General features: G+C 65.4%; 13 protein-coding genes. 2 read left to right on the top strand and 11 right to left on the bottom strand.

Going from position 1 to position 11,965, the window contains the following annotated elements; all coding sequences use genetic code 11:
- Window positions 1–22: 22 nt before the first annotated feature.
- Genes rfbC through rfbB form a run of 4 tightly spaced genes read right to left on the bottom strand, consistent with a single transcriptional unit; the run spans window position 23 to window position 3,471 of the window.
- A complete protein-coding gene (gene rfbC, locus MKD38_RS07710; RefSeq protein ID WP_252675517.1) occupies window positions 23–574 on the bottom strand; it encodes a dTDP-4-dehydrorhamnose 3,5-epimerase in 552 nt (183 codons plus the stop codon).
- Window positions 571–1,452: a glucose-1-phosphate thymidylyltransferase RfbA gene (gene rfbA, locus MKD38_RS07705; RefSeq protein WP_115704356.1), complete on the bottom strand. Its 882-nt coding sequence runs from the start codon at window positions 1,450–1,452 to the stop codon at window positions 571–573. The genes rfbC and rfbA overlap by 4 nt, the downstream gene beginning before the upstream one ends.
- 2 nt (window positions 1,453–1,454) lie before the next feature.
- A complete protein-coding gene (gene rfbD / locus MKD38_RS07700) occupies window positions 1,455–2,417 on the bottom strand; it encodes a dTDP-4-dehydrorhamnose reductase (RefSeq protein WP_252675515.1) in 963 nt (320 codons plus the stop codon).
- Entirely contained in the window at window positions 2,407–3,471 is a 1,065-nt protein-coding gene (gene rfbB, locus MKD38_RS07695; protein WP_252675513.1) for a dTDP-glucose 4,6-dehydratase, read from the bottom strand. The genes rfbD and rfbB overlap by 11 nt, the downstream gene beginning before the upstream one ends.
- A 231-nt stretch (window positions 3,472–3,702) precedes the next feature.
- Between rfbB and MKD38_RS07690 the strand changes: the two genes are divergently transcribed.
- A complete protein-coding gene (locus MKD38_RS07690; protein WP_252675511.1) occupies window positions 3,703–4,551 on the top strand; it encodes a symmetrical bis(5'-nucleosyl)-tetraphosphatase in 849 nt (282 codons plus the stop codon).
- A gap of 35 nt (window positions 4,552–4,586) precedes the next feature.
- Here MKD38_RS07690 and MKD38_RS07685 read toward each other — a convergent pair whose 3' ends face one another.
- From MKD38_RS07685 to MKD38_RS07655, 7 genes are all read right to left on the bottom strand, one after another.
- Complete coding sequence (locus MKD38_RS07685) at window positions 4,587–5,420, bottom strand: lysophospholipid acyltransferase family protein (RefSeq protein ID WP_252675510.1); 834 nt, start codon at window positions 5,418–5,420, stop codon at window positions 4,587–4,589.
- Window positions 5,417–6,700, bottom strand: coding sequence for a dihydroorotase (locus MKD38_RS07680; RefSeq protein ID WP_062801496.1), 1,284 nt, complete (start codon window positions 6,698–6,700; stop codon window positions 5,417–5,419). Before MKD38_RS07680 ends, MKD38_RS07685 begins: the two co-directional genes overlap by 4 nt.
- Window positions 6,701–6,771: 71 nt before the next feature.
- Entirely contained in the window at window positions 6,772–7,743 is a 972-nt protein-coding gene (locus MKD38_RS07675) for an aspartate carbamoyltransferase catalytic subunit (RefSeq protein ID WP_092306784.1), read from the bottom strand.
- A gap of 100 nt (window positions 7,744–7,843) precedes the next feature.
- Window positions 7,844–8,380, bottom strand: a complete 537-nt coding sequence (pyrR, locus tag MKD38_RS07670) for a bifunctional pyr operon transcriptional regulator/uracil phosphoribosyltransferase PyrR (RefSeq protein ID WP_116370151.1) — start codon at window positions 8,378–8,380, stop codon at window positions 7,844–7,846.
- Entirely contained in the window at window positions 8,377–8,802 is a 426-nt protein-coding gene (gene ruvX / locus MKD38_RS07665) for a Holliday junction resolvase RuvX (RefSeq protein ID WP_010813827.1), read from the bottom strand. Before ruvX ends, pyrR begins: the two co-directional genes overlap by 4 nt.
- Window positions 8,795–9,367: a YqgE/AlgH family protein gene (locus tag MKD38_RS07660; RefSeq protein WP_025583981.1), complete on the bottom strand. Its 573-nt coding sequence runs from the start codon at window positions 9,365–9,367 to the stop codon at window positions 8,795–8,797. The genes ruvX and MKD38_RS07660 overlap by 8 nt, the downstream gene beginning before the upstream one ends.
- Window positions 9,368–9,565: 198 nt before the next feature.
- On the bottom strand, window positions 9,566–10,273 hold the full coding sequence (locus MKD38_RS07655) for a pseudouridine synthase (protein ID WP_252675508.1): 708 nt from the start codon (window positions 10,271–10,273) through the stop codon (window positions 9,566–9,568).
- Between the two features lie 132 nt (window positions 10,274–10,405).
- Between MKD38_RS07655 and MKD38_RS07650 the strand changes: the two genes are divergently transcribed.
- Window positions 10,406–11,965 (top strand): cryptochrome/photolyase family protein, encoded by a 1,560-nt coding sequence (locus MKD38_RS07650; RefSeq protein ID WP_252675501.1) that lies wholly within the window; start codon window positions 10,406–10,408, stop codon window positions 11,963–11,965.

The raw sequence follows: 11,965 nt of genomic DNA, 5'->3' as shown, positions 1-11,965 counted from the left end.
AGGAATTCAGATATCTATTTAATCACTCAAACAATTCAGCAACTGCGAAAGCCGGCGCGTCTTCATCTTTCTTCGAAAGTACTGGCGCTCCGTCGAGTGGCCAGTGGATAGCCAGTGCCGGGTCGTCCCAGCGCAGCGATCGCTCGAACTGCGGGGCATAGTAGTCGGTGGTCTTGTAGAGGAACTCTGCGCTCTCCGACAGCACCACAAAGCCATGCGCAAAGCCTTCGGGCACCCACAGCTGGCGCTTGTTCTCAGCCGAGAGCTCGACACCAACCCACTTGCCGAAATTCGGCGAGCTGCGGCGGATATCCACTGCCACGTCGAACACGGTACCCGCTACGACGCGCACCAGCTTGCCTTGGGGCTGCTGGATCTGGTAGTGCAAGCCACGGAGTACATTCTGCGCGGAGCGAGAATGATTGTCCTGTACGAAGTCGCGCTTCAGTCCCGTGGCATCCTCGAACTGGCGCGCATTGAAGCTTTCAAAGAAAAAGCCCCTGTCGTCGCCAAAAACCTTGGGTTCGAGGATAAGCACCTCGGGCAAAGCTGTCTTGACAATATTCATGCTCATGCAATCGACTCCTTCAATACCTGCTGGAGGTACTGGCCATAACCGTTCTTTGCCAATTCCGACGCAATCTTCTGCATCGTATCCGCCGAAATCCATTGATTGCGGAAAGCAATCTCTTCCGGACATGCCACCATCAGCCCCTGCCGCTTCTGCAGTGTCGCGATGAATGTCGCGGCCTCCTGCAGCGAATCGTGAGTACCGGTGTCCAGCCAAGCATAGCCGCGCCCCATGATCTCGACTTCCAGTTGGGCGGCTTCGAGGTAGCGCTTGTTCACATCCGTGATTTCAAGTTCGCCACGGGCCGACGGCTTGATATCTGCCGCAATGTCGCAGACCTGATTGTCGTAGAAATACAGGCCCGTCACGGCATAGTTGGAGCGAGGCTGCGCCGGCTTCTCTTCCAGCGACAAGGCACGGAAATTCGCATCGAATTCGACCACCCCATAACGCTCGGGGTCGTGCACATGATAGGCAAAGACGGTGGCGCCCGCCTCACGCGACGCGGCGCGCTGCAGTTGCTTGGCCAGATCGTGACCGTGAAAAATGTTATCGCCGAGAATCAGCGCTGAGGGATCAGAACCGACGAACGACTTGCCGATAACAAAAGCCTGGGCCAGCCCATCCGGGGAGGGTTGCACCGCATATTCGAGGTTCAGGCCCCACTGACTGCCATCACCCAGCATCTCGGTAAAGCGGGGAGTGTCCTGCGGCGTCGAAATCACCAGGATGTCACGAATACCTGCGAGCATAAGCGTGCTCAGCGGGTAATAAATCATCGGTTTGTCGTAAACGGGAAGCAGCTGCTTGGACACCGATCGCGTGATGGGATACAGACGGGTGCCGGAGCCACCAGCCAGAATTATGCCTTTACGTTTCATGTCTACTCTTTGGAGGTCTTGCAAGCATCTGTTACCAGTGCGAACTCCGCAATATCGATGAATTCGCGTAGGGTACGCTCCACGTCACGGTGCCATTGTGGAAGCGCAATACCCAAGCCATCCCTCAACTTTGACGTATCGAGACGAGAGTTTGCCGGCCGGGGGGCAGGGCTACCGTATTCCTCTGCAGTGATCGCGCGAATATTGTCCGCGCTAAGTGACAGAGGTACGCCATTGTCGGCGAGATACCGCACGATCAATTTAGCGTACTCGCACCAGTTGGTCTCGCCCAGCGCAGCCAGGTGATAAACCCCTGGAACGAACTCCTGCTCGGTCCGGTTCAGGTACCGGCCCACGGCAACAGCGGTAATGTCCGCAACCAGTGAGGCCGGAGTGGGGGCACCCCACTGGTCAGACACCACGCTCAGCGATTCGCGAGTCGTAGCGGCACGAACGATGCTCTTCAGGAAATTGCCGCCATGCAAGCCGTAAACCCAGCTCGTACGGAAAATCAGGTGGTTTGCCGTCGAAGCCTGGACCATTCGCTCGCCGCCAAGCTTCGACTTGCCATAAGCGGACAACGGATTGGGAGCGTCGGTCTCGACATAGGCACCCGCCTTCTCGCCGTCGAACACGTAGTCAGTGGAATAATGCACGACCAGCGCGCCCAGTTGCGCGGCTTCCTCTGCCAGAATCCCCGGCGCGACCACATTGACAGCATTGGCCAGGTCGATCTCGCGCTCCGCGAGGTCGACGGCGGTGTAGGCCGCGGCATTGACAATGATGTCCGGGCGGGCTGCCTGGACGGCACCGCGCACGCTGTCGGCATCGGTCAGATCGCATTGGCGGCGGTCCATCGCCACCACGGTTCCGTGCAGGGCCAGGCTGCGTGTCAGCTCGAATCCCAGCTGACCATTGGCGCCAATCAGCAGGATCCTTGGAAACATGCCGAACTCAAGCGGCATATTGCTTCGCCACCCAGTTCCGATATTCCCCCGACATCACGTCCTGCACCCACGCCTGGTTGTCCAGGTACCACTGGACCGTCTTGCGCAGACCGCTTTCAAAAGTCTCGGCCGGCTTCCAGCCCAGTTCGCGTTCCAACTTGCGCGCATCGATCGCATAGCGGCGATCATGACCGGGGCGATCCTTGACGAAGGTGATCTGGTCGCGGTAAGAGCCGGTGGCCTTGGGCGACAGTTCATCGAGCAGGTCGCACAGCGTGTGCACGACGTCGAGATTCGTCTTCTCGTTCCAGCCGCCCACGTTATAGGTTTCGCCCAGGCGGCCGCGTGCCAGCACCTCGCGGATGGCCGAGCAGTGGTCGCGCACGTACAGCCAGTCACGCACGTTCAGCCCATCGCCGTAAATCGGCAGCGGCTTGCCTGCCATTGCATTGGCGATGATCAGCGGGATCAGCTTCTCGGGGAAATGATACGGACCGTAGTTGTTCGAGCAGTTCGTCGTCAGAACCGGCAAGCCATAGGTATGGTGATACGCGCGCACGAGGTGATCCGATGCGGCCTTGGAGGCCGAGTACGGGCTGTTAGGCGCGTAGGCGGTCGTTTCCGAGAACTGCGGGTCGGTTTCGCTCAGCGAGCCGAACACCTCGTCGGTCGACACATGGAGGAAGCGGAATTCGGATTTGGCCGGTTCCTGCAGGCCGCTCCAGTAGGCGCGCGCGGCCTCCAGCAGCGTAAACGTGCCAACGATATTGGTCTGGATGAACTCACCGGGCCCATGGATGGAGCGGTCAACGTGGCTCTCGGCGGCAAAGTGCAGCACGGCGCGCGGCTTGTAGGTGGCGAAGAGCTGATCCAGTGCGGCACGGTCGCAAATATCGGTTTGCGAAAACACGTGGCGGGGGTCGTCCTCGACCGATGCGAGGGTCTTTCGATTGCCCGCATAGGTGAGCTTGTCGACGTTCACCACTCCATCGGCGGACTTGTCGCTCAACCAAGCGAGAACGAAATTGGCGCCAATGAAACCGGCGCCCCCAGTGACCAAAATATGGGACAAAACTTGCTCCTTGCCTCGATATGTTTCGATGACCCGACAAAAGCCGAGCGCCCACCTTGTCCTCTTCCGGGACGGCGGGGCGTTAAGTGCCTGCAGAAGTGGCGGTATTCTATCTGACTGAATGCCCCAGCTTACGGGCTGCCTCCCACTTTTTGTAGCCTCATGTAACCGTGCCACGGTATATCGGTCACAAAACTACAAATAGAAGCGAATTTGTTCTGACAGGACCAGATGCCCAACAATAAAGTTACATATTCATCACTTCACGCCATCGGTGACCTGCAAGGTTGCGCGCCGTCCCTGGACGCCTTGCTGGCCCACCTGCCGGCGCAGCCAGCGGTGCGCCTGGTCGGCGATCTCGTCAACCGAGGCCCCGGTTCCCTCCAGACCCTGCGCACTATCCGCGCCATGGGCTCTCGCGCGGAAACCGTGCTCGGCAACCACGACATCCACCTTCTCGCCGTCGCCTCCGGTGTCCGCAAGAAAGGCCGCCACGACACCCTCGACGACATCCTCGCCGCTCCCGACCGTGACGACCTGCTCACCTGGCTGCGCCACCGCCCCCTGGCCGTGCTGGAAAACAACTTCCTGCTGGTCCACGCCGGTGTGCTGCCGCAGTGGACCGCAGCCCAGGTGATCGACCTTGCCCGTGAAGTCGAAGAACAGCTGCAGGGTCCCAACTGGCAGGGTTTCCTCGCCGACATCTTCGGCAACACCCCGGACCGCTGGCACGACGGCCTGCGCGGCATCGACCGTCTCCGCGTGGTGGTAAATGCCCTCACCCGCCTGCGCTATTGCACAATCGACGGGGTGATGGACTTCAAGACCAAGGATGGCCCGGGCAAGGCGCCGGAAGGGTTCATGCCCTGGTTCGACGTACCGGGGCGGCGCACCGAGGCGGTGACGGTGGTTTGCGGGCACTGGTCGACGCTGGGCCTGGTCATGCGGCCAAACCTGATGGCGCTGGATACGGGTTGCGTCTGGGGTGGCAAGCTGACAGCGGCGCGCCTGGCGCAGAACCCGGCCGAGCGGACCGTGATCCAGGTGGATTGCCCGCAATATTGCGATCCGCTGGCGTGACCCGCTATCCCGCGTTGGCGGGGACGACAGGGCGGCTAGCCGATGGCAGCGGACGCCGGTTGCGCCGCGCCGCCCGGTTCTGAGGGCTGATTCAGCCGTTGCGCTGCCGTGGCGGCATGCTCCGCGGCGCCCTGGCTGAGATGGGCGACGACTTCCCTGGCGGAAGCCGCCAGTTCGCGACGGTCGCCCGAGGCCGGCACCAACGCGGGCCCGAGCACCAGCCGCGCCTTGATCGGCGGCGCGCGCAAGACCGCCTCCAGCGATCGCAGCAGCGTGGTGTCGCCGATATAGGCGGCGGCCAGCGTCGGCTGGCCGGTGGCGGCATCGAGGTAGTTCAGGCCCAGCGGCTGCACCGGCAGCCCGCCCGAAATCGGCGCCTGCATCAGGTTGGCATGGAACGGCAGCACGCTGGTCCCGTCCGTGGTCGTCCCTTCCGGAAACACCCCGACCAGGTCGCCCTGCAGCATCACATCCGTAATGTCATGCAGCACGCGATGCGCGTCCCGCTTGCGCGCGCGCTCGATGAAGATGGTGCCGGTCTTGTCGCACAGCCAGCCGATCAGCGGCCAACTGCGGATCTCGGACTTGGCGACGAAGCGCACCGGCTGCCAGCTGTGGATGACGTAGATGTCCAGCCACGAGATGTGGTTGGACACCACCATCGCCCCCTGGCGCGCCGCGCCGGTGTGCGCGGCGCCAGTGGCGTCGACTACCTCCACTTCGACCCCGCAGATCCGCAGCAGCCGCCTCGACCAGCGCCGGATATGCCATGCGCGCGAGCGCACGCCCAGCCACGGGAACAGCAAGGCGCAGGTCAGCAAGCCGCGCAGCAGGTGCAGGACCAGTGCGGTCTTGCGCAGCCAGATCATGCCTGCGCGTGGTTGCCGTAGACGACTTGCCCGCCGACAAGAGTCATGCGGACCTTGCCTTCCATTTCGTAGCCGAGCCACGGCGAGTTCTTGCCCTGGCTCTTGAGGGAGCGGCGCTCGACCTTCCACACTTGCTTCGGATCGAACACGCACACGTCGGCGGCGCTGCCGACGGCGAGGGTGCCGGCCTTGAGGCCGATCACGCGGGCGGGTTCGGCGGTGATGCGGGCCAGCGCCTGCGCCAGCGGGACCTTGTGCTCGCTGGCCCAGCGCAGGGTCAGCGGCAGCAGCAGTTCCAGGCCGGTTGCGCCCGGCGAGGCCTCGGCGAAGGGCAGCAGCTTTTCGTCGTCGTCAACCGGCGTGTGGTCCGAGCACAGCGCGTCGATGGTGCCGTCGGCGAGCGCGGCGACGATGGCGTCGCGGTCGCGCGGGCTGCGCAGCGGCGGCGAGAAGCGCATCTGCGAGTTGAAGTAGCCGATATCCATGTCGGTCAGCGAGACGTGGTGGATATTGACGTCGCAGGTCACTTTCAGGCCTTCCCGCTTGGCCTGGCGCACCAGTTCCAGCCCGGCGGCGGACGACAGCCGGCACAGGTGGACGCGGGCGCCGGTGCTGCGCATCAGCTCGAAGATGGTGTGCAGGCGCACGGTCTCGGCGATCACCGACACGCCCGACAGGCCCAGGCGCGAAGCCACCGCGCCGCTGGCGGCGACGCCGCCGCCGAGGAACGGGTCTTCCGGACGCAGCCACACGGTGAAGCCGAAGGTCTGCGCGTATTGCAGCGCGCGCAGCAGCACCTGGGTGTTGCGCACCGGCGCCTCGGCCTGGCTGAAGCCGACGCAGCCGGCCTCGGTCAGTTGGCCCATCTCGGTCAGGGTCTCGCCCTTCAGGCCCAGCGTCAGCGCGCCGAGCGGGTAGACGTGGGTCTGGTTCAGCGTGCGTGCGCGGAACTTCAGCATTTCGACCAGGCCGGGCTCGTCGAGCACCGGGTCGGTGTCGGGTGGGCAGACCAGGCTGGTCACGCCGCCGGCGGTAGCGGCCGCGACCTCGGATTCGAGCGTGGCCTTGTATTCGTAGCCGGGCTCGCGCAGGCGCGCGGACAGGTCGACCAGGCCCGGGCACACGATCAGCCCTTTGGCGTCGATGACCTTGTTGGCGGTGAAGTCCGCCGGGGCGCTGCCGACGCCGACGATCTTGCCGGCGGCGATATAGAGGTCCTGCGCGGCGTCGGTGTTACTGGCCGGATCGATCAGGCGGCCGCCCTGGATGTGAATCTTCATAGCTTGGCTTGTCGTGTCGCTGGGCTGGTTCGGTGTGTTCTGGCTGGCGTTCGGGGTCAAGCTGTCCGGCATCAGTCGTTGTTCCCGGCGACGATGCCCATCACCGCCATGCGTACGGCGATGCCGAAGGTCACCTGGTTCAGGATCACGGACTGCGGGCCGTCGGCCACGGCGGAGTCGATCTCGACGCCGCGGTTCATCGGGCCCGGGTGCATCACGATGGCGTCGGGCCTGGCCAGCGCCAGGCGCTCCGGCGTGAGGCCGTAGGCCTTGAAGTACTCTTGCGCCGAGGGCAGCAGCGCGCCGCTCATGCGTTCGTTCTGCAGCCGCAGCATGATGACCACGTCGACGCCCTTGAGGCCCTCTTCCATGCTGTGGAACACGCGCACGCCCATCTGCTCCAGCCCGGACGGCAGCAGCGTGCGCGGGCCGATGGCGCGCACTTCGGGCACGCCCAGCGTGGTCAGCGCGTGGATGTCGGAACGCGCCACGCGCGAGTGCAGGATGTCGCCGACGATGGCCACCGTCAGGTTGGTGAAGTCCTTCTTGAAATGCCGGATGGTGTACATGTCCAGCAGGCCTTGCGTCGGGTGCGCATGGCGGCCGTCGCCGGCGTTGATCACGTGCACGTGCGGGGCGACGTGCTCGGCGATCAGGTAGGGCGCGCCCGAGCTGGCATGGCGCACCACGAACATGTCGGCGGACATCGCCGACAGGTTGTTGATGGTGTCCAGCAGCGACTCGCCCTTGCTGGTCGACGAGGCGTTGATGTTCAGGTTCAGCACGTCCGCCGACAGCCGCTTGGCGGCTATCTCGAAGGTGGTGCGGGTGCGGGTGGAGTTCTCGAAGAACAGGTTGAACACGCTCTTGCCGCGCAGCAGCGGCACCTTCTTGACATCGCGGTCGGAGTCGGACAGCGAGACAAACTGGCTGGCGGTGTCGAGGATGTGCGTGATCATGTCACGCGACAACCCCTCGATCGACAGCAGGTGCTTCAGTTCGCCGTTCTTGGTGAGCTGCGGGTTGCGGAACGTCTTGGTCATGGCTGGTCGGGCGCGGGCAAAAAACGGGAGGTGGTCTGGTCTCGGGGCAGGCTTTCGGGCTTTCCGGCGTTCGGGCGCGCCGGGCACCCTCGGTGCCGGTTCAGCCGGTGGCGGAATCGGTGGGTTCGGTGGCGAAGGCGAATTGCGCGGCCGCGCCTTCGCCCTGGCGCGACAGCACCAGGGTCGTGCCGGGCGGCAGCGCCATCTCGGCCGCGCACAGGTCGGCGGCGATCGGCAGCTGGCGCCCGCCGCGGTCGACCAGCACGCCCAGCGCCACGCGCGCGGGGCGGCCGTAGTCGAACAGCTCGTTGACGGCGGCGCGGATGGTGCGGCCGGTGGCCAGCACGTCGTCGATCAGCAGGATGTTGCGCTCGTCCACGGCAAACGGCAGCGTGGTCGGCTGGGCCTGGCTGTGCAGGCCCTTCTTGGCATAGTCGTCGCGATGGAAGGCGACGTTGATCACGCCGTGCTCGGGCAGTTGCAGGTCCGCCGCCAGCCGCGCGGCAATCCAGGCCCCGCCGGAATGGATGCCGGCCACCGACCAGCGCGCGCGCTCGGCCTCGGGGATCAGCGCCTGCGCCTGGTCCAGCAGCTTGCGATACAGCGACTCGGCGTCGGGAACGGAAATCTGCGTCATAGCGGGAATTGGTCGAAATACTGTTGCAGGATGATGCGCGCGGCCTCGGCATCGAGTTCGCCGCGGCGGGCGCCGGCCATCGACGCGGCGCGCGAGGTATAGCGCTCGTCGACCCACTCCACCGGCAGGCCGAAGCGGCCGTTGAGCTGGTTGCCGAAGCGCCGCGCCAGCTTCATCGACGGCTGCTCGCCGCCTTCGGGGTTGACCGGCATGCCGACGATCAGCTGCACCGGGTTCCACTCCTGGATCAGCGCGGCCACGGCCTCGAAGCGGCCCTCGACGGTGATATTGGGAAGGATGGTCAGGGCACGCGCCTCGCGCGTGATGAAGTTGCCCAGCGCAACGCCGATCTTTTTTTCGCCGTAGTCGAATGCCAGGACCGTGCCGTCGCGGGGCAGTTCACGCCCCACGGCATCAGGCATGCCCGGCCTCGCCGGACAGCATGGTGAAGTCGATGCCCAGCAGCCGGATGGCGGCGGCAAAGCGCTCGTCGGGCGGCACGCTGAAGATGATCTCGGGATCGGCCTGGACCGTGAGCCAGCCGTTGCGGCTGAGTTCTTCCTCCAGCTGGCCGGCGCCCCAGCCGGAATATCCCAGCGTCAGCAGGAAGCGGTGCGGGCCGCTGCCGTTGGCCACGGCCTCGAGCACGTCCTTGGAGGTGGTCATCTCCAGCCCGCCGGGCACGGCCAGCGACGAGACATAGACGCCGACCGGGTCGTGCAGCACGAAGCCGCGCTCGGTCTGCACCGGGCCGCCGAAGTAGACCGGCTGGTGCGCCACGGGCTGGATCTCGAGCTTGAGGTCGATCTTGTCGAACAGCGTGGCCATGTCGATGTCGATGGGCCGGTTGATCACCAGCCCGAGCGCGCCACGCTCGTTGTGTTCGCAGATGTAGACGACGGAACCCGAAAAGGTCGGATCGGCCATGCCAGGCATGGCAATCAGGAACTGATTGGTCAGATTGATGGGTGCTTCGGGCTTCGCCATGCCTTGCATTTTATCAAATCGCCGGGGGTCTTCCGGAAAAGATTGGCGGGCGCTCCAGTGCAGCAAGCGGCGCGCCAGTGGCTGAATGCCGTTCAGTTAACCACCGTCGTTCCCGCGCAGGCGGGAACCCAGCGTCTTCAAAAGTCACTGGATTCCCGCCTGCGCGGGAATGACGGTGGTGTTTGATACCTTGATGGCTCATTCCTTGCCGGTCAGCGCGGCCAGTTCCTCGGCCGTCAGCCAGCGCCACTCGCCCTCAGCCAGCGCGGGGTCCAGCTTCAGGCTGCCGATGGCGCTGCGATGCAGCGCGTCGACGTGGTTGCCCGCGGCCGCGACCATGCGCTTGACCTGATGGTACTTGCCTTGCACCAGCGTCAGCCGCAGGCTGCGTTCGCCGGTGATCTCGCAGGCTTCCGCCGCGATCGGCGCCGGTTCGTCCAGCAGCTGAACGCCGCTGCGCAGCGCCTCGGCCTGCTCGGGCGTGACCGGCTCGGCGGTGGTCACTTCATAGACCTTGGGCACCTTGCGCTTGGGCGAGGTCTGGGCGTGGATGAACTGGCCATCGTCGGTCAGCAGCAGCAGGCCGGTGGTGTCGTGGTCGAGCCGCCCCACCGCCTGCACCTCGCGCTGGCGCAGCGGCACCGGCAGCAGGTTGTAGACGCTGGGGTGATGGCGCGGGCGTTGCGAACATTCATAGCCGGTGGGCTTGTTCAGCATCAGGTAGGCCTTGGTGCAGGCCAGCCAGTCCTCGCCGTCGACGGTCAGGCGCAGGCCGTCCACGTCGAACTGCGCGCGCGGGTCTTCGCACAACTCGCCGTTGACCTCGACCAGCCCGGCGGCGATCAGGTCGCCGCAGTACCGGCGCGTGCCAAAGCCCTGGGATTGAAGAATTCGGTCGAGAGTCATGAGCTTCCGTAGAGAATGGGGATGGCGGCCGGCGGCACGCCGGCCGGTACCGCTATGTTAGGGTATCGGCGCGATCGATCCGGCCTTGCACAAGATCCAGCGCCGGCAAACCCGTCAGACAGGCAAGCGAACATGCAGGCAGCAGCCAACCCGGCTACGTCCCGGCCACCGTACCGGATCGGCAAGACCTTCGCGCGCGGGCTGGTCTGGTTCCGGCGCGACCTGCGCGCCACCGACCACGCGGCGCTGCATTATGCCCTGCGGCACTGCGCGCAGGTGTGGTGCGTGTTCGTGTTCGACCGCGACATCCTCGACCCGCTGCTTGCGCGCGGGCTGCGGGCCGACCGGCGGGTCGAATTCATCCGGCAATCACTGGCGGAACTCGCCGAGACACTGGCCGCGGCCGGCGGCGGCCTGATCGTGCTGCACGACCGCGCGCAGACCGCCATCCCCGCGCTGGCGCGCGCACTGGACGCCGAAGCGGCCTTCGCCAACCACGACTACGAGCCCGCCGCCAACGCCCGCGACGAAGCGGTGCGCCAGGCGCTGTCGGCGCAGGCCTGCGCGCTCTTTACCTTCAAGGACCAGGCGGTGTTCGAGCGCGACGAGATCCTGAACGGCCAGGGCAAGCCGTTCTCGGTGTTCACGCCGTACAAGAACGCCTGGCTCAGGACCGTCGAGCCGTTCGACCTGCGCCCTTATCCGGTCGAGCCGTACCTGCCGGCGCTGGCGTCGGTGCCCGCCGCGTACCGCCAGCCGGTGCCGACGCTCGCGCAGCTAGGCTTTGGCGCCAGCAACCTGGCCGAGATCGCGATGCCCACCGGCGCATCGGGTGCGCAGGCCCTGTTCGGGGAATTCACAGAGCGCATGGGCGACTATGGCCGCCGGCGCGACTACCCTGCCCTGCGCGGCCCCAGCTACCTGTCGGTGCACCTGCGCTTCGGCACCATCTCGATCCGCACGCTGGCGCGCACGGCGCACGCCGCCATGCTGCGCGGCGGCGCCGACAGCGCAGGCGCCGCGGTGTGGCTGTCGGAGCTGATCTGGCGCGATTTCTACTTCATGATCCTGCATCACCATCCGCGCGTGGCCGACGGCGCGGCGTTCCAACCGGCCTATGACGCGATCCGCTGGCAGGACGGCGACACCGGCGAGCGTTATTTCCGCGCCTGGTGCGACGCCGCCACCGGCTATCCGCTGATCGACGCGGCGATGCTGCAGATCCGCCAAAGCGGCTATATGCACAACCGCCTGCGCATGGTCACGGCCAGCTTCCTGGTCAAAGACCTCGGCGTCGACTGGCGCCGCGGCGAGCAGTATTTTGCCGACCAGCTCAATGATTTCGACCTGGCCGCCAACAACGGCGGCTGGCAATGGGCCGCGTCCACCGGCTGCGACGCGCAGCCGTGGTTCCGGATCTTCAATCCCGTCACGCAATCGCAGAAGTTCGATCCGCAAGGCCGCTTCATCCGCAGATACCTGCCGCAACTGGCGGCGTTGCCGGACAAGTACCTGCACGCGCCGTGGACCGCGCCGGAAGCCGTGCTGGCCGAGGCGGGCGTGCGCCTGGGCGACAATTACCCGCGCCCGCTGGTGCAGCACGACGTGGCGCGCCAGCAAACGCTGCGGCGCTATGAAGCGGTGAAGCAGGCGGTGAAGCAGGAAGTGAAGGACGCCGGCGCGGAGGACTGA

The sequence above is a fragment of the Cupriavidus sp. WGlv3 genome, assembly GCF_023952475.1.
Classification (GTDB): Bacteria; Pseudomonadota; Gammaproteobacteria; order Burkholderiales; family Burkholderiaceae; genus Cupriavidus; species Cupriavidus phytorum.
This window is presented reverse-complemented; position numbering and strand designations above follow the sequence as displayed.

Excerpts from the sequence above, each read along its gene's own strand:
- MKD38_RS07680 (WP_062801496.1), bottom strand. The coding sequence starts at position 6,700 with ATGAAGATTCACATCCAGGGCGGCCGCCTGATCGATCCGGCCAGTAAC.
- MKD38_RS07650 (WP_252675501.1), top strand. The coding sequence starts at position 10,406 with ATGCAGGCAGCAGCCAACCCGGCTACGTCCCGGCCACCGTACCGGATC.
- rfbA (WP_115704356.1), bottom strand. The coding sequence starts at position 1,452 with ATGAAACGTAAAGGCATAATTCTGGCTGGTGGCTCCGGCACCCGTCTG.
- MKD38_RS07675 (WP_092306784.1), bottom strand. The coding sequence starts at position 7,743 with ATGACCAAGACGTTCCGCAACCCGCAGCTCACCAAGAACGGCGAACTG.
- pyrR (WP_116370151.1), bottom strand. The coding sequence starts at position 8,380 with ATGACGCAGATTTCCGTTCCCGACGCCGAGTCGCTGTATCGCAAGCTG.
- MKD38_RS07690 (WP_252675511.1), top strand. The coding sequence starts at position 3,703 with ATGCCCAACAATAAAGTTACATATTCATCACTTCACGCCATCGGTGAC.
- rfbD (WP_252675515.1), bottom strand. The coding sequence starts at position 2,417 with ATGCCGCTTGAGTTCGGCATGTTTCCAAGGATCCTGCTGATTGGCGCC.
- ruvX (WP_010813827.1), bottom strand. The coding sequence starts at position 8,802 with ATGCCTGATGCCGTGGGGCGTGAACTGCCCCGCGACGGCACGGTCCTG.
- MKD38_RS07655 (WP_252675508.1), bottom strand. The coding sequence starts at position 10,273 with ATGACTCTCGACCGAATTCTTCAATCCCAGGGCTTTGGCACGCGCCGG.
- MKD38_RS07685 (WP_252675510.1), bottom strand. The coding sequence starts at position 5,420 with ATGATCTGGCTGCGCAAGACCGCACTGGTCCTGCACCTGCTGCGCGGC.
- rfbC (WP_252675517.1), bottom strand. The coding sequence starts at position 574 with ATGAGCATGAATATTGTCAAGACAGCTTTGCCCGAGGTGCTTATCCTC.
- MKD38_RS07660 (WP_025583981.1), bottom strand. The coding sequence starts at position 9,367 with ATGGCGAAGCCCGAAGCACCCATCAATCTGACCAATCAGTTCCTGATT.